The sequence below is a fragment of the Nonomuraea sp. NPDC049309 genome (assembly GCF_043196965.1).
Classification (GTDB): domain Bacteria; phylum Actinomycetota; class Actinomycetes; order Streptosporangiales; family Streptosporangiaceae; genus Nonomuraea; species Nonomuraea fastidiosa.
In genome coordinates, this window is sequence record NZ_JBICSH010000010.1 from 69,820 (window position 1) to 86,786 (window position 16,967).

The following is a 16,967-nucleotide window of genomic DNA, read 5'->3' on the forward strand; positions in this document are numbered from 1 at the left end:
AGGTGCGCCCTCCCCCGCCGGGGCCGTTTCAGGGCAGGCGGTTGGAGAGCACGAGCGTGGCCGCCGAGGCGAACATGCCGCCGTTGCCCAGCACCACGCTCACCTCGACGCCCGGTACCTGCGCCGCCGCCTCGCCGCGGAGCTGGCGTACCGACTCCTGGATGGCGAACATGCCGTACATGCCGGTGTGGGTGTACGACAGCCCGCCGCCGTTGGTGTTCATCGGCAGCCGGCCGCCCGGCGAGGTGTGGCCCTCGGCGATGAACGCCCCGGCCTCGCCACGCCCGACGAAGCCCAGATCCTCCAGCCCGTAGATGGGCACGTGGGCGAAGGCGTCGTACACCATGAGGTGATCGACGTCCTCATGGGTGATCTTCGCTTCGGCGAAGGCCGCCTCCCCCGAGAGCCGGAAGCCCTTCGAGGTGGTGAAGTCCTCCATCTGGGAGATCAGCGGCGACTCCGCCGCCTCCCCCGAGCCGAGCAGGTAGACCGGGGAGCGACGGGCCCGTTCCGGCGTGGTGACGATCAGCGCGCCGCCGCCATCGGTCACCAGGCAGCACTCCAGCAGGTGGAACGGGTAGGCGACCATGCGCGATGCGAGCACGTCCTCGACCGTGATGAGGTCCCGGTACATCGCCCTGGGGTTGAGGTGCGACCAGCGCCGCTGCGCCACCGCGACCTCGGCGAGCTGCTCGTGCGTGAGCCCGGTCTCCTTCATGTAGCGCAGCGCGGTGATCGTGAACGACGTGGTCGGGCCCATCACCCCGTACGGCAGCTCGAACTGGCCGAGCAGCGAGTCCGGCGCGATGCCGAACCGGCCTGCGCCCACCCGCGAGCGCCCCGACTCGCCGTGCGTGATGAGCACGGTGTGGCACATCCCCGCCTTGATCGCGGCGGCGGCGTGCCGGACGTGGAACAGGAACGACGAGCCGCCCACGCCGGTGCCGTCCAGCCAGGCGGGTGTGATGCCGAGGGCGTGGGCGACCTGGATCGGGCCCGGCGTGCCGACCGTGGCGATGCCGTCGATGTCGTGGATGGTCATGCCCGCGTCGGCGAGCGCGTTCCTCGCGGCCTCCAGGTGGAGCTGCAGGGTGGAGTGGCCGGGCAGGCGGCCCACCTCGTCGGTCTCGGCGGCCCCGGCGATCACCACGGTCATCGGGCACCTCCGGCCGGCTCGAACAGCGGCACCGTCACATCGCCGCGCCGCTCGAACACCACCTGCAGCTCCATGTCGAGCTCCAGATGCTCGGGGTCGTTGGGCACGCCCACGATGTTGGTCATCATCCGCACGCCCTCCTCCAGCTCCACGACGGCGATCGCGTACGGGGCCTCGTCCTCGAACCCCGGCGCGGGGCGGTGGTTGATCACGTACGAGTACAAGGTCGCCCGCCCGCTGGCGCGGACCCACTCGACCTGGTCACCGCCGCACCGCGGGCAGCTGGGCCGGGGGTAGAAGTAGTGGCGCTCGCATGCCGTGCAGCGCTGGATCCGCAGCTCGCCCGCGGCCGTCCCGTCCCAGAACGGCCGGGTCTCCGGTGTGGGCTTAGGTGCCGGCTTCATCGGCCTCCCCAATCCTAGTTCTAGAATTCAACTCTAGATCTAAGTTCTACAACCGCTCAAGAGGCCGCAAGCAAGGCTCGACGGAGACGGACGAGGACCGGGGCGGATGCTCAGGGACTGGGGATGCCGTTGCCGTTCCTGCCGCGGCCGGCCAGCACGTCCTCGAGCGTCGGGCGCTCCTCGCCGGGCTCGCGTGGCCCCGGCTTGGCGAGCTGGATGAGCACGCCGTGCGCCTCCTTGGGGTGCAGGAACACCTCCTGCCAGCGCGGATCCGACAGGTTGAGACCGTGCAGCCGGTAGCCGCGCTCGGTCAGCTTCGCGACCGCCGCGTCGATGTCGGAAACGTGGAAGTTCAGGTGGTGGACGCCGCCTCTGCCCCGGGTGAGCTCGAAGAAGCTGTCGAAGAACGTGGATCCGGCCAGCGGCTCCATCAGCTCGACCTTGCCGCCGTTGCCGTACGTGAGCTGCAGCGTGCGATAACCGGCGCGCAGGTTGTCACCGCCGCCGCCCAGGTGGCGACCGCCCAGCAGGTCGCGGTAGATCGGCAGCAGATCCCTGATCCGGGGCGCCGCCACGGCGGTGTGGTCGAAGTGCACGTCGAGGCCGTCCAGTTCCAAGTTCACGCGGGGGCTCCTCGCTCTCGGCAATCCTAGAATTTCATTCTAGCAACGGACGGGCTCTTCACTCTTGACGGAGTCCCATGTGAGAGGCAGCATCGCAGAAATAGATTCTAGAGGCGCCTTCTAGAACTACACGGGGGTCAAGACCCGACCAGAAAGGCTGGCCATGAGGCTGTCCTACGTCCGTGAGCTCGACGAGTACCCCACCGGCGCCCGACGCATGAAGATCCTCGCGATGGCCGTGCTGGCCATCCTCATCGGCTCGTACGAAGGGCAGATCGCGCCCGTCGTCCCGCTGCTCCTCAAAGACCTCGACATGTCGCTGGCCACGTACGGCGCCGTGTCCGGCGGCGCCGCCATCACCGGAGCGATCGCCTCCATCATCGGCGGCCGGCTCACCGACCGGCTCGGCCGGGTCCGGCTGCTCATCCCCCTCATGGCGCTGACCGCGGTGCTCTGCTTCACCATGACCCTCGTGCACACCCCGCGCGACCTGCTGATCGTCAGAATCGTGCTGGCGTTCGTCGACGGCGTCGCCATGGCCAGCACCGCGCCGCTCATCCGCGACTTCTCGCCGCGCCTCGGACGCGCTCAGGCGTTCGGCTTCTGGACGTGGGGCCCCGTCGGCGCCAACTTCCTCGCCGCCGCCATCGCGGGCTGGACGCTGCCCATCTTCAACGACTCCTGGCGCTCCCAGTTCGTCATCATGGGCTGCTTCTCGCTGGTCATCTCGATCGTCATCGCGTTCAACATCGCCGACCTCTCCCCCGAGCTGCGGGCCAGGATCCAGCACACCGAACGCGCCGCCACCCAGGTCGTGGACCTCGCCAAGCCGCCGACCCTGCGCTCGCTGTTCAGCCGCCGCAACATCTGGGCCCACGTCGTCGGCATCTCGCTGTGGCTCGTCCTCTACATCACGCTGTCGCTGTTCGGACAGACCATGCTGGTCGGCGCGCTCGGCATCAGCAGCGCCGAAGCCTCCACGATCATGGCGGCCTTCTGGAGCCTCAACCTCATCACGCTCATCGTCACCGGCCGCCTGTCCGACCGTACGCAGCTGCGCAAGCCGTTCTCGCTCGGCGGCACCATCGCGGCCGTCCTCGTCACCGCGTACCTGGCCTTCTCACTCGGCCAGGAGAACGTCTCCACCGGGCTGCTCATGGTCGTCGGCGCGCTGCTCGGCGGCTCCCTCGGCGTCGCGTACGCCCCCTGGATGGCCAATTACTCCGAAGACGCCGAGGACGCCGACCCGCGCCTGCAGGGCACCGCGTGGGGCCTGTTCGGATTCCTCAGCAAGGGCATCGCGGTGGTCGGGCTGCTCGTCATCCCGCACGTCGTCGAGGCCACCAACTGGCAGACGTGGCTGTTCGTCGCCCTCGGCTGCCTCGTCCTGTTCATCCCCGCCATCCTGATGTTCAACGGCCCCTGGCGCCGCCCCGCCCAGCCCGTACCGGCGGCGACGGTGGGCGTCGGGAAAGCGGAGGCGTGACGCCGGCCGTACGAGTCCGCGAGCCCGGCCCCACGCCGGGCTCCGCACACCCCAACCCACCACCAGACCCCGCGCTCAACACCAAACCCCGCACCGGGCCCAAAACTCAGCGCCGAACTCCACACCCAGCACTGAACCCGGGCACAGCGCGAACCTCAGCACTCGGCGTCAGACCCCGCACCCACCACCAGGCCCCCGCACAGCACCGATCCTCGCGCGCAGCACCAGGCTCCACACGAGCGCCATCCCCCGCACAGCACCGAGTTCCACACCATCGCCAGACCCCGTGCACAGCACCAGGCCCCCGCTCAACGCCGAGCTGCGCGCTCACCCACCACGCGCACAGCGCCCAAGTTCCTCCCCCGAACTACCCGCTCCGCCGAGCTGGGTGCTGAGCAGCAGGCTCCGTGCCCGGGGCACCGGGTCTCGGCGCGAGCGAATTCCTCAGGCGACAGCTTCCAGCCCCTGAGCGGCCCGGAGCGGCGCCCGGCGGCTACGGAGGGGAGAGCGGCAGCCGACGACGGCGGCTACCTGCGCTGCGGGACCACCGACGGCAAGCCGCGGCCGGCCCGAATCACACAAAGGCGACGACCCCAACCGCGCAAAGACGGCGCGACCCGGATCGCGCAAAGACGGCACAACCCCCGGGCCAGATGGCGAGCCGATCGGCCGCCCTGCACATGCCGGAGTTTTCGAGCAGGGCGGCACCTTCCACCCCCGCCGGAGCCCCAGAGGACCACCGTGAGGCGGATTGCAGCTCGGAACGCCTAATACCGCACACCTGGAATGTCCGCGGGGGCGACGACCACCCGACGACCACCCGCAGACAACCGTCGGCGCCAGAGAACGCAGACACTCGTCGGCGCCAGAGGACGCGGACAGCCACCGGCGGCAAGAGTACGCGGACAGCCGCCGCCGGGACGCAAAAAGCGGACGGCCGCCGCCGGCGAGAGGCCTCAGTCGCGGTGGAGCTTGCGGTACGTCACGCGGTGCGGGCGAGCCGCGTCGGGCCCCAGCCGCTCGACCTTGTTCTTCTCGTAGTCGGCGAAGTTACCCTCGAACCAGAACCAGCTCGACCCTTCCTCCCAAGCCAGGATGTGGGTCGCGATGCGGTCGAGGAACCACCGGTCGTGCGAGGTGATCACGGCGCAGCCCGGGAAGTCGAGCAGCGCGTTCTCCAGCGACGACAGGGTCTCGGTGTCGAGGTCGTTGGTGGGCTCGTCGAGCAGCAGCACGTTGCCGCCCTGCTTGAGGGTGAGCGCCAGGTTGAGCCGGTTGCGCTCGCCACCGGACAGCACGCCGGCCTTCTTCTGCTGGTCGGGGCCCTTGAACCCGAACGCCGCGATGTACGCGCGCGACGGCATCTCCACGTTGCCGACCTTGATGTGGTCGAGCCCGTCGGAGACGACCTCCCAGACGGTCTTGTTGGGGTCGATGCCGCCCCGGGCCTGGTCGGCGTACGAGATCTTGACGGTCTCACCGATGGTGATCGTGCCCTTGTCGGGCGTCTCGCTACCGGTGATCATGCGGAACAGCGTGGTCTTACCCACACCGTTCGGGCCGATGACGCCGACGATGCCGTTGCGCGGCAGGTCGAACGTGAGGTTCTCCATGAGGAGGCGCTCGCCGAAGCCCTTGGTGAGGTTTTCCGCCTTGATCACCGTGGTGCCCAGGCGCGGGCCCGGCGGGATCTGGATCTCCTCGAAGTCGAGCTTGCGGTACTTCTCCGCCTCGGCGGCCATCTCCTCGTAGCGCTGGAGTCGGGCCTTGCTCTTGGTCTGGCGGGCCTTCGGGTTGGACCGGACCCACTGCAGCTCTTCTTCCAGGCGCTTCTTGCGCTTGGCGTCCTTCTGGCCCTCGACCTTCAGACGCTGGGCCTTCATCTCGAGGTACGTCGAGTAGTTGCCCTCGTAGGGGTAGCAACGGCCCCGGTCGAGCTCCAGGATCCAGTTGGCGACGTTGTCGAGGAAGTAGCGGTCGTGGGTGACCGCCAGGACGGTGCCGGGGTACTTCTCCAGGTGCGACTCGAGCCACTGAACGCTCTCGGCGTCGAGGTGGTTGGTGGGCTCGTCGAGCAGCAGCAGGTCGGGCGCCTCGAGCAGCAGCTTGCACAGCGCGACCCGGCGGCGCTCACCACCGGACAGCTTCGTCACGTCGGCGTCGGGCGGCGGGCAGCGCAGCGCGTCCATGGCCTGCTCGAGCTGGCTGTCGAGGTCCCACGCGTTGCGGTGCTCAAGCTGCTCCTGCAGCTTGCCCATTTCCTCGAGGAGCTCGTCGCTGTAGTCGGTGGCCATCTGCTCGGCGATCTCGTTGTAGCGCTGGAGCATCGCCATCGTCTCGGCGACGCCCTCCTGCACGTTGCCGAGGACGGTCTTCTCCTCGTTGAGCGGCGGCTCCTGCTGAAGCATGCCGACCGTGAAGCCCGGCATCAGCTTGGCCTCACCGTTGGACGGCTGCTCCAGGCCGGCCATCATCCGGAGCAGCGTCGACTTCCCGGTGCCGTTCGGCCCCAAAACGCCGATCTTGGCCCCGGGCAGGAACGACAGCGTGACGTCGTCAAGGACAACCTTGTCGCCGTGCGCCTTGCGCACGCGCTGCAGCGTGTAGATGTACTCCGGCATGCCATCTAGCTTAGGGGCTCTCAACCCGGGCTTCCGCCGCTCCTCAGCCCCGCCCGCCGCGGTCCCCGCCTCACGCCGCGCTCACCGGCCGCCGACGTGCACGAACACACGTCATAACGCCGTACGAGAACACCCTGCCGCAAGACCCGGCCCGCCGCTCACCGACCACCGACACATGAGACAGCGACCGCTCACCGACCGCCGACACATGCAACGCGACCCGTCACCGCGACCGCCCGCACATCCAACAGCGACCGGGCGCCCGCAGCCGGTTCCCATCGCGACCCGGACGGGCTCTGACCAAAGGAACGGGACGAAACGGCCCTGCAACGGCCGCTACCAGGTCGCTCCGGCGGCCAGTGCCCGCCACCCCTGACAGCGCTGACACAACCCACGGCGACGATGCAGCCGAACCAGACGAGAAGGACTGACGAGTACCGAAGGACCGGTGAACGGACCAGACACAGGAGGGGCGAGCAGACCAGACACAGGAGGAGGGAGCACAGAAAGAACGGGAGAGCCGGCGAGCAAGTCGGCCGACGGGCAGATCAACTGACGGACGGGTCAACCGCCGAACACATCAGCCGGCGGACGGATCAAGACATGGGGTCCGGATCGGAGCCGGAATCGAGGCCGAGGCCGGAGCCTGGACCGGGGTCGGAATCCTGCGGAACGTCGTCGCCAGGGATCTCACGCGGCGACGGGGTGTGAGGAGGCAGGGCCTGCGAAGGCGATGACTGCGGATGCGGGGACTGCGGAGGCAGAGCCTGTGGAGGAAGCGAAGGCTGGAGAGACGGATCCTGGGACGGCGCGAGCTGCCCAGACGAACCCTGCGAAGACAAGAACTCTGCAGGCGGAACCTCGGGCGACACACACTCACCAGAAGGAGCCCGCCAAGACCGAGACTCCAAAGGCGACACCTGAGCAGAGAACGAACCCTGAACAGGCGGAACCTCGGGCGACACACACTCACCAGAAGGAGCCCGCCAAGACCGAGACCCGAAAGGCGGCACCTGAGCAGAAAATGAACCCGAAGCAGGCGGAACCTCGGGCGGCACAGACTCACCAGACGAACCCTGCGAAGGCAGGGGCTCAAGGGGCGGAGCCTGCGGAGGAAGCGGAGACTGTGGAGTCTGTGGAGTCTGTGGAGACGGGGCTCGGGGAGGAGGAGGGGACTGCTGGATCGCGGGGATGCAGACGCGGTCCCGCCCCAGCTCCTTGGCCCGATACAGCGCCAGGTCGGCGGCCGCGAGGAGGTCGATCAGGTCGTCACCGTGGATGCTCATCAACGCCACGCCCGTCGACACCGTGACCTTGACCAGCGTGTCCTCGACGGGGACGGCCATGTGGCTGATGTGCACGCGCAGGCGTTCGGCGACGCGGCGGGCCTCGTCGATGTCGGCGCCCGGCAGCAGGACCACGAACTCCTCACCGCCGAACCGGCCCACCACGTCGTAATCGCGCAACTGGCTGCGCAGCGTGGACGCCACCCCGACCAGCACCTGATCGCCGACGAGATGGCCGTGCGCGTCGTTGACGCGCTTGAAGTGGTCGATGTCGATGATGAGCAGCGCCAGCGACTCGCCGGTGCGCCGGGCCCGCACGATCTCGGTGTCGGCCTCACGCTGCCAGGCGGCCGCGTTGAGCAGCCCGGTCTTGGCGTCCGTACGGGCGGCCGCCTGCAGCTGCGCGTGCAGCAGGCTGCGCTGCAACAGCACCACGGGCGGGAGCGTGAAGAGCAGCAGGGCCAGGTTGAGACCGCAGGCGATCGCGACCAGGATGCCCAGGCAGAGCTCGACGACGTCCAGCAGCACGCTCTCGCGGTCCCATAGCACCTCCCGCCAGCTCATGTCGGGGTCGGCGGTGTGAGCGGCGATGGCGATGAGGCCGGTGTTGAGCAGCGAGAAGACCGCGGCGGCGGCCACCGCGAACAAGAGCGGCACCGGACTCCCCCGCGTCAGCACCATCGGGTCGGGGACGAACCAGTGGAACATCAGGGACGCCGCGCACCCGGCGATCCCGATGGCGGCCGAGCTGAAGACCCGGCGGTAGAGGACGGTGGCGCGTACGCGTACCTGCAGCAGGACCTGCAGCACGATGGGGGCGAAGATCGCGTACACCGGCGGCAGCAGCAACGCCACCGGTAGCCACCAGGCCGACAGCAGGTCGCGCGACACCCCGGCGGGCATGCCGAGCCGCCGGGTCGCCTCGATGCAGACGGCGCCGCACGCCATGAGGGCGGCGAACGTCAGCACGTCCCACCAGTGGAAGGTGGTGGACGCCGAGAGCAGAATGATAGCCAGGAGATCCAGAGTGACGATCGCGCACAGGTAGCCGACCAGGGGGCGGCGTTGCCCTAGCAACGGCCAGCGATCGGCCGCTGTTGACACACCGTCGCGAGGCTTGATCGAGGCGTGACCGGTCACCGCCATCTCGTCTCCTCTCTGACTAACGATGTGTAACACAATAATTGCGGAGTGTGCGATGTGCGATGGGAACCGATACGTTTGGCAATGACCGCACCTGCTCAGATCGCGAGCGGGCCATGACGGACAGCCGTGTCGGAAAGGAGCGACCATGGAGCGGGGCGTGACCTGGACATGACAGGCGCCCGAGCCCACTGAGGCGGGCGACGACACGCCACTGGCCGTCTCTCGGGGGCGTTCACAAACTCCGGCCGGTGCCCCCTCCCTCTCCCAATACCTCCCGCTCCAGCCAGACCCCATCTTCGCCGTCGCGACCTGCAGCTCCGCCCCGATCTCCCCCCACTACTCCCCTTCCTCTCCTCGCCCCCAGCGCCCGTACCCCTCCCCCAGCTCCCCGTCCACGGCGCCCTGCCCGTCCCCCCTCCCCGGCTCCCCGAGCCGGCGCCCTGCCCGTACCCCCTCCCCGGCTCCCCGAGCCGGCGCCCTGCCCGTACCCCCTCCCCCGGCTCCTCGTCTCGCCCGCAGAGTGTCGTCACACCGCGCAACCGGCGGCTGAGCAAACCGCATCGCACTGCCAGGGTGTCGTTACACCGACACCAGCAGTGGGGTGCGGTTTGACCTGCGGGGGTTACGCGGCTGCTCGCTTGTCTGTCGCTGGGCGTTCCTTCTTTCCGGTGTCGGTGTCGGTCGTGTCGGTGGCGCTGAGGATGCGGACCCTGTCGTTGTTCGTGCCCAGCGTGCGGACCTTGCCCTTTTCGGTTCGGGTCTCCGAGGCGGGCGGCTGTGGCTGGTCGGCGTCTGCAACGCTGTCCGCGTTGTCGACCGGGCGGAGAGCGGCGGAGGCTGCCGAAGCGGTCGCGCGGGCGGGGCTGTGGCCCATGGCCCAGTCGCGGGTTTCCTCGTCGAGCTTGTCGCGCATCTCCTTGCTCAGCGAGCCGATGCCGCCGCGTTCGGGCTTGGTGAACACGCCCGTGCCCCAGCGCAGGTCGTGGCCGACGGCGCTGGCCTCGATCTCGGGCATGAAGCGGCGGTCTCCCTCGGCGCCGAACTCACGGATGCGGAGTTTGCCCGACACCACCACGGGCTGGCCCGATCGTACGGAGGCCGCGACGTTCTCTCCGAGGGCGCGCCAGCAGCGGACGGTGAAGCAGACCTTCTCGCCGTCCGTCCACTGGCCGGTCTTCCTGTCGAAGTAGCGGTGTGCGGTGAGGACCTTCAGAGAGGTGACCTTGGTGCCGTCGTCGAAGCTGTACTGCCTGGGCTCTGCTGCGACGTTTCCGGTGAGCGTGATGTAGATGTCGTTCATTCCGTGCCTCCCATGCGGCGGGCGGGGTGCCCGCGACCTGGGCCATAGGGTGCCGGGGAAGGGCAGGGGGCGGAGGCTCCGAACGGGGTTCTGTGGATGGGGAGAGGAACGCGGCTCCGCCTGTGGATAGCGGTCCCGCCCCAGCGATTGCGCCGGCTGGACCCCGCACATCCGACTCCGCCCGCGCAATTCGGCGTGTCCGACTCCGCCCGCACGATTCCGCCCGCTCGACTCCGCGCGTCCAACCCCGCCCGCACGATTCCGCCCGCGGGGTTCCGCCCGTCCGATTCCATCGGGGTCCGTTCGTGGATTTACGCCTGCGAAAAAGGGGGCGCGCGGTTGAGAGTGTCCGTCTTCAAGCGGGCCATCGCTCATTGCGAGCGGCTGTAACGGCGCAGGGAAGCGGCCCTCGACCGCAAGACGCCCACAGCCCAGTGAGCCATCGGCCGCTGCGATCAACGGGAGTGACTGAGGCGGCCGTGGGCCACGAAGTGTCCCCGTCGGAGCGGGGCCGCCGGCTCTTGAACGTGGCTGTGACGGACGTGTGCCTAGTGGAACATGGCACAGGCCGATCAGCCGCCAGGCACCAAGCTCCCCCATCGGAACGGGACCGCCGCCTCCTGAACGCGACCGCAGTGAACGTGTGCCTGGGGGAACATGGCACAGGCCGATCAGCCGCCAGGCACCAAGCTCCCCCGTCGGAGCGGAGCCGCCGCCCCTTGGACCCGGCCGCAGTGAACGTGTGCCTGGGGGAACGTGGCGCAGGTCGGTCGGCTGTGGTGGGGTGCCTGCTCGTACGGAGCAAGGGAGCAAGCACCCAGGCGCTCAGACCGAGAGGTCCCGCAGGGCCGTGTAGAACGCGTGGTGCCGCTTCAGCTCCTGCTCCACCGGCTCCACGACCATCGTGGCGGACACGGCGCCGACGCGGCGGCGCATCTCGCGTTCGAGGCGTTCGCGTTCCCGCGACGCCCCCAGCTCGACGAAGTTGCGGGAGGCGATGCCGGACAGCGCGCCGAGTCCGAGGACGGACGCCGTCATGAGCCCCACCCATGGCAGTGTCGTGCTGTCGCCGAGCCATTCCAGCGACTGCGGCAGCCGGTCCGGCATGAGCAGCCCGACCGCGAGCCAGGCGAGCCCGGCCACGAACGCCACCACCAGCAGGTACTGCCAGATTTTCAGCAGCCACCACCAGATCGGTACGCGGTCGAGCTGCGGCGCCACCTCGGCGAGGTCGTCGGTGAGCTTCTTGGGCAGGTCCCGGGAGCGCGACCGCGCCGCCTTGTAGACGGCCGTGCGCCAGACCGGGTGCATGCTCGCCGACAGCCCGTCGGCCAGGGCCTGCACCGCGTTGGCGACCTCGGCCGACTGTGCGGTGACGGAGGTGGTACTGATGCCGCGGATCTCTTGGGCGATGTCGTCGAGCTTGAGCGTCTTGAGCGGGTCGGCGCGGAACTTCGCCACCCACCGCGGGTACGGCCAGCCGACGTAGCGGTTCGACCGTTCTGCGTACATGTTCTCCATGGCCTCGCCGACGGCCGGCACGCCCACGGCGTCGCAGAGCGCGTCGGTGAGCCCCATGCGGCGGGCCTCGTCGACCGAGGACGGCACCGACAGGGCCTCGCCCAGCGGCATGGCCTGGCTGAGCTTGCGTTCGAGCCGCTGCAGGTCGGCTTCGAGCTTCTGGACGGCGGCGCGGCGCCGGGCGACCGCGGTGGCGATGACGCTCTTGAGGCTTTCGATGCCGCGTCCGGTGACGGCCGAGGTCGGTACGACGCTCGGGTGCTCGACGCCTTCCTTGCGCAGCAGGTCGTTGAGGTCGATGACCAGCTCGGCCAGCTCTTCGGTGGTCAGCCGGTCGGCCTGGTTGAGCGCGAACACGGTGACCGCGTCGTGCCCGGCCAGCTCGGTGACGTAGCGGCGGTGGGTGGAGGCGTCGGCGTACTTCTGCGGGTCGAGCACCCACACCACCAGGTCGGCGAGCCCGATGAGCCGGTCGGCCTCGGTGTCGGTGAGCGCCCTGATCGAGTCGTGGTCGGGCAGGTCGAGCAGGATCAGCCCGTGGAGCTGGCTGTCGCCTTTGTCGAGGGCGCTCGCCCGGGAGAAGCGGTGGCGCCACTGGATCTGCAGCCAGTCGAGCAGCGGGCCCGAGCCGTCGAGCCCCCACACGCAGGCGTGGGTACGGGCGGTGGTGGGCCGGCGTACGCCGGTGGGCGACAGCTCAAGCCCCGAGATGGCGTTGAACAGCGACGACTTGCCGCTGCCGGTGCCGCCCGCGAGGGCGACGACCGTGTGCTCCGACGACAGCTTGAGCCGATCGCCGGCGCGCGACAGCAGCGCCTTGGCCTCTTCGAGCAGCTTCGGTTCGAGCCGCCCCTGGCCGTGCTCCACCACCTTGGCGAGCGCGGACAGCCGCTGAGCGAGCCCGGGCCGGGCGGTCGTGGTCGTGGTCGTGGTGGTCATCGAGCGACCTCGAGGTTGTACGTTGCCTGGTAGAGGCGGGTTGCGACGGACTCGTCCGGTATGCCGGCGGAGTCGAGCGCCTTCACGTAACGCATGGCCTCCTCGTCGAAGAGCATGCCGATCCTGGCCCGCAGATCGCTGAACGCCTTGGTGCCGATGCCGCGCAGGGACTCGGCGCCGAGCAGGGCGTTCACCAGCCGGTGCGGAACGCCTTCGCCGTTGCCCCCGCTGAACATGGCCACCATGAAGATCAGGGCCAGCGACTCGGGATCGAACGAGACGATCTTCGACACGGAGCGCTTGGCCACGCCCTCCGTGCGCACCAGCTCGCCCAGGTGGTCCTGCCAGGACGCGATGGCCCGGCCCGCGTGGCGTACGAGGTCGTCCGACGGCCTGTCGAGGTCCTCCCCGAGCTTGGCCCCCAGCTCCGAACGGTGCCGCCAGCGCGCCGCCACCTCCTTCGACGCGCGGTTGGCCGCGGCCACGATCACCGATTCGAGCCCCGACCTGATCGCCGCCTTGAACGCGAGCACCCGCTCCGGCGCCTGCTTGGCCGCCCGGCCCTTCCTGCGCAGGTGCAGCGCCCGCATCAGGTCGCCGGAGCTCGCGAAGTCCTGCCAGCGGGCCAGCACCTCGCCGTGCAGCAGCGAGCCGTTCTTCGATGCGGCGTCGATCTCGCGCATCGCGGCGGTGAACGCCGTGTCGATGTCGCTGCGCAGCTCCGCCCTGAGCGCGGCCTGCGCCTCCAGGTGCTTGGCCAGCGCGGGCACGCGGGTGCGGAAGCTGTTGAGCACGCCGTTGAGCGTCTCGCGTACGGCCTGCGCCCGCCGCGCCTCGTCCACCGACAGCTCCGCGAGCCACAGCCGCAGCTCCGTCACCTCGCTGTCGGGCAGCCTGCCGTCGGTCACCTTCGACTCGTGGATGATGAACCGCTCGATCTCGCCCAGTCCGTACTCGGTCAGCATGCGGACGAAGTGCTTCAGCACCACGTCGGCCGACTTCTCCGGCACCCGCGACAGCACGATGGCCATCCGCGCGCCGCGCTCCTTGGCCAGGCGCAGCACATTCCACGCCGGGGCGTCGGCGTAGCGGGCCGCGGTCGTCACGACGATCCACAGGTCGGCGGCGTCGAGCATGCGGCGGGCGATCTCGTGGTGCTCCTCGACCACCGAGTCGATGTCGGGGGTGTCGAGCAGCGCCACGCCCTGCGGCAGCTTCTCGGTCGGGACGATGACCACGCTGTCCAGGCCGGCATCGGGGACCGGCTTGTCGAGCCGCCGCAGGCCGCCCAGCAGCTCGCCCTCGGCGAACCACTTGTGGTCCTCCGGGTGGCAGACCAGCACCGGGACCCCGGTGGTCGGGCGGCGTACGCCGGTACGCGAGACGTTCTTCTCGGCCAGGCTGTTGACCAGCGTGGACTTGCCCGCGCCGGTCGAGCCCGCCACCACGATCAGCGCAGGGGCCGTGCTGGTCTTGATCCTCGGGACGACGTAGTTCTCGAGCTGGGCCAGCAGCGCCTGCTGCGCCTGGCGCGCCTCGGCCGCACCGGGCAGGTCCTCGCAGAGGCGCACCTCGGCGACGGTCTCGCGGAGGGCGTTCAGAGCCGAGGTGAGCGCCTCGACCACCTCGGGCGGCAGCTCCTCCACGCGCTCGCCGGGGCCGGGCGGCGACACGCCGGGCCAGGAGTCGTCGCCCTCCCCGGTCTCCGGCGCGCTGTCCGCCTCCTGGGGCCGCGCCTCGCCGTCCGCGCGGTCGCCTGAGCCGTCCCGCTCCTCGGAGGCGGACCGCTCCTCGGAGGCGGACTGCTCGGCCGTGTCGGATCGCTCGGCCGTGCCGGACTGCTCGCCGGGGCCGGATCGCTCGGCCATGCCGGATCGCTCGGCTGTGCCGGACTGCTCGGCCGTGCCGGACTGCTCGGCCGTGCCGGACTGCGGGGCGGAGTCCGGCTCGCCCTCCGGCTCCTGGGGCGCGGCGCTCTCGCCGCTCTCCGTCTTTTCGGCGGAGTCCGTACGTACGGACTCCTCCGTCTCCTGAACGGCCTCCCGGGTGTCCTCCCGCTGCAGCACGGCCGGCTTCTCGAACAGCGAAGGGCGCCCCGACGGCGGCTCAGGCGCGGCGGAGGCAGCCCCGGAGGCCGGGGCGTCGATGGACGGGAACGACGGCCAGTCGAGCGACGGCACGGACGGCGCGTCCGTGGACGGAAGCGACGGCCCCTCGCCGGGCGGTGCGGGCCGGCGCAGCGCGGCCGGCTTCTCGAACAGCGAAGGGCGTCCCGAAGACGGCTCGGGCTGCGGATCGACCTTGCGCGCCGGACGGAACGCCCATGAGGTCCCGTCATCGGACGCCGCGCCGTCACCGTCCGCGGTAAGGGGCCGGTCATCGCCGGACAACGTACGGGGGCCGGAAGCCGCGGCCGACCGGCCTGGCGCCGGTGGCGGGAGCTCCGCTGGAGGGCTGTCGGTCGTCGAGGGGTCTTGCAGCACGTTCGGCTTTTCGAAGAGTGAAGGTCCGGGGGAAGCGGGCTGTTCGGGGCGGGCGGGCGCCTCCTCGGACGCCGGCTCGCCGGACGCCGGCTCGCCGCCGTCGTCCTCGGCGCCCTGGTCCGGCGCGGTTGCGCTGATGTCCCCGGCGCTCTGGTCCTGCACGGCTCCGCTGATCGCGGCCAGGTCGGTGTCGACCGGCAGGCCGGCGGCGGCCACCTTGGCGAGCACGTCGGCCACCTCGGCCTTGAGGCCGCCGCGGGCTCCCGCAGTCGCCTCACGCCCTGCGGAGGCGGCGCCTCCGGCCTCATCGGCCCGGCCGGTCTCGGACTCACCGGCATCGGCCACCACCGCATCTTCCGCGGCTGACGTTTCCGCCTCGGTCGCGGGCTCGGCGCTCTCGGGCTCTGCGCTCTCAAGAACAGCGCTCTCAGGAACGGCGCTCTCAGGAACGGCGCTCTCAGGAACGGAGGCCGGAGCCGCGGAGGCGGGCTCTCCGTCCGGGGCGGGCTGGGCGGCGTCTTCGCGCGCGCTCTCGGCGGGCGCCTCCGACGCGGGCTCGTCGTCCAGGACGTCGGCCAGGACGTCGGCCTTGCGGGACGGCCGGCGGGCAGGAGCGTCCGCGCCCCCGCCCGGATCCCGGCCGGGGGCGGTGTCGTCGTGGACCTCGGAAGGGTCCTCGTCGGTCACCGGGCGGAAGCTCACTGTCTGCTCCCCGGGCGACTCGGGCCGCCCGTCATCCATGGCCGTGTTCACGGCAAGCGCTCCGCTCGAACCATCTCGACCTCCTGGCCGATCCTCACGACGTCGCCGACGATGACGATCGCCGGAGGCCGGATCCCAGCCGCGGACACGCGGTCGGCCACGGTGGAAAGCGAAGCGGTGACCGCCCGCTGGGTCGGAAGGGTACCGTCCTGCACCACCATTACGGGAGTCTCCGGCGAACGTCCGTCACGGATGAGCGCTTCTGCGACTTTCGGGAGGCGTTCGAGCGCCATCAGCAACACCAGCGTGCCGTGAGAACGCGCCAGCGCGGGCCAGTCGACGGTGGAGCGGGGGTCGTCGGGCGCGACGTGGACGGAGATGACGTGGAACTCCTGGCTCACCCCGCGATGGGTGACGGGTACGCCGGCCGCGGCGGGCACGGCGACGGCGCTGGTGAGGCCGGGCACGATGGTCACCGGAATGCCGGCTTCGGCGCAGGCGAGAAGCTCCTCGCCGCCCCGCCCGAACACGAACGAGTCGCCGCCCTTGAGCCGGACCACGAACTTGCCCTGCCTGGCGCGGTCCACGAGCAGCTCGTTGATGGTCTCCTGGGGCAGCGAGCGGCCGTAGGGGACCTTGGCGGCGTCGATGAGCTCGACGTCGGGGGCGAGCTCGTCGAGCAGGGCGCGGGGCGCGAGGCGGTCGGCGACGACGACGTCGGCCTGGGCGAGGAGCTGGCGTCCGCGCACGGTGATGAGGCCGGGGTCGCCGGGGCCGCCGCCGACGAGGGCGACGCCGACGGGTTTGGTGCGGTTTCGCCGGGCGTCGACGGTGCCGTCGCGCAGCGCGCCGACGACGGCGTCGCGGATGCCGGCGGCCCTGCGCGGGTCGCCGCCCGCGGTGACGGCCACGCTGATCTCGTCGACCCGCCCGGTGGCGGGGGTCCAGGCGGCGGAGGCGTCCTTGTCATCGGCGCGCACGCACCACACGCGCTTGGCCTCCGCCTCGGCGGCGACCGCCGTGTTGACCGAGCGGTCGTCGGTGCACGCCTGTACGAGCCAGGCCCCGTCGCAGTCGCCGACCTCGTAGGGCCGGGCGTGCCACGTGACCCTTCCCGCGGCGATCAGGTCGTCGAGCGCCGGCGTGACGGACGGCGAGACGACCGTGACCTCCGCACCGGCCTCTAGCAGCGCGGGCACCCGGCGCTGGGCGACGCGGCCGCCGCCAACGACGAGGACCCGGCGGCCGGTAAGCCGCAGGCCGAGGAGGTAGGGACCCATGGGGGGAATCTCCCGTTCGC

10 protein-coding genes are annotated in these 16,967 nt (G+C 70.5%); 1 reads left to right on the forward strand and 9 read right to left on the reverse strand.

Translation table 11 applies throughout. From position 1 onward, the window contains the following. Positions 1–28: 28 nt before the first annotated feature. From ACGFIM_RS38350 to ACGFIM_RS38360, 3 genes are all read right to left on the reverse strand, one after another. Entirely contained in the window at positions 29–1,156 is a 1,128-nt protein-coding gene (locus tag ACGFIM_RS38350) for a thiolase (protein ID WP_393211448.1), read from the reverse strand. Next, on the reverse strand, positions 1,153–1,560 hold the full coding sequence (locus ACGFIM_RS38355) for a Zn-ribbon domain-containing OB-fold protein (protein ID WP_393211450.1): 408 nt from the start codon (positions 1,558–1,560) through the stop codon (positions 1,153–1,155). The genes ACGFIM_RS38350 and ACGFIM_RS38355 overlap by 4 nt, the downstream gene beginning before the upstream one ends. A gap of 110 nt (positions 1,561–1,670) precedes the next feature. Continuing rightward, positions 1,671–2,183 (reverse strand): VOC family protein, encoded by a 513-nt coding sequence (locus ACGFIM_RS38360; protein WP_364057836.1) that lies wholly within the window; start codon positions 2,181–2,183, stop codon positions 1,671–1,673. 163 nt (positions 2,184–2,346) lie between these two features. Here ACGFIM_RS38360 and ACGFIM_RS38365 point away from each other — a divergent pair, with 163 nt between their 5' ends. After that, positions 2,347–3,669 carry an MFS transporter gene (locus ACGFIM_RS38365; RefSeq protein WP_393211454.1) on the forward strand — a complete coding sequence of 441 codons (1,323 nt, stop codon included), beginning with the start codon at positions 2,347–2,349 and terminating at the stop codon, positions 3,667–3,669. Between the two features lie 956 nt (positions 3,670–4,625). Here ACGFIM_RS38365 and ettA read toward each other — a convergent pair. From ettA to cobA, 6 genes are all read right to left on the reverse strand, one after another. Further along, a complete protein-coding gene (gene ettA / locus ACGFIM_RS38370) occupies positions 4,626–6,290 on the reverse strand; it encodes an energy-dependent translational throttle protein EttA (protein WP_393211457.1) in 1,665 nt (554 codons plus the stop codon). A gap of 596 nt (positions 6,291–6,886) precedes the next feature. Further along, the gene (locus ACGFIM_RS38375) at positions 6,887–8,722 is read right to left on the reverse strand and encodes a diguanylate cyclase (protein ID WP_393211460.1); all 1,836 of its coding nucleotides are present in this window, start codon (positions 8,720–8,722) and stop codon (positions 6,887–6,889) included. Between the two features lie 622 nt (positions 8,723–9,344). Then, positions 9,345–10,022, reverse strand: coding sequence for a single-stranded DNA-binding protein (locus ACGFIM_RS38380; protein ID WP_393211463.1), 678 nt, complete (start codon positions 10,020–10,022; stop codon positions 9,345–9,347). Positions 10,023–10,847: 825 nt separating this feature from the next. Further along, positions 10,848–12,482 (reverse strand): GTP-binding protein, encoded by a 1,635-nt coding sequence (locus tag ACGFIM_RS38385; protein WP_393211466.1) that lies wholly within the window; start codon positions 12,480–12,482, stop codon positions 10,848–10,850. Further along, positions 12,479–15,667 carry a dynamin family protein gene (locus tag ACGFIM_RS38390; protein WP_393211469.1) on the reverse strand — a complete coding sequence of 1,063 codons (3,189 nt, stop codon included), beginning with the start codon at positions 15,665–15,667 and terminating at the stop codon, positions 12,479–12,481. Before ACGFIM_RS38390 ends, ACGFIM_RS38385 begins: the two co-directional genes overlap by 4 nt. 47 nt (positions 15,668–15,714) lie before the next feature. Continuing rightward, positions 15,715–16,947 carry a uroporphyrinogen-III C-methyltransferase gene (cobA, locus tag ACGFIM_RS38395; RefSeq protein WP_393211472.1) on the reverse strand — a complete coding sequence of 411 codons (1,233 nt, stop codon included), beginning with the start codon at positions 16,945–16,947 and terminating at the stop codon, positions 15,715–15,717. Positions 16,948–16,967: the final 20 nt, after the last annotated feature.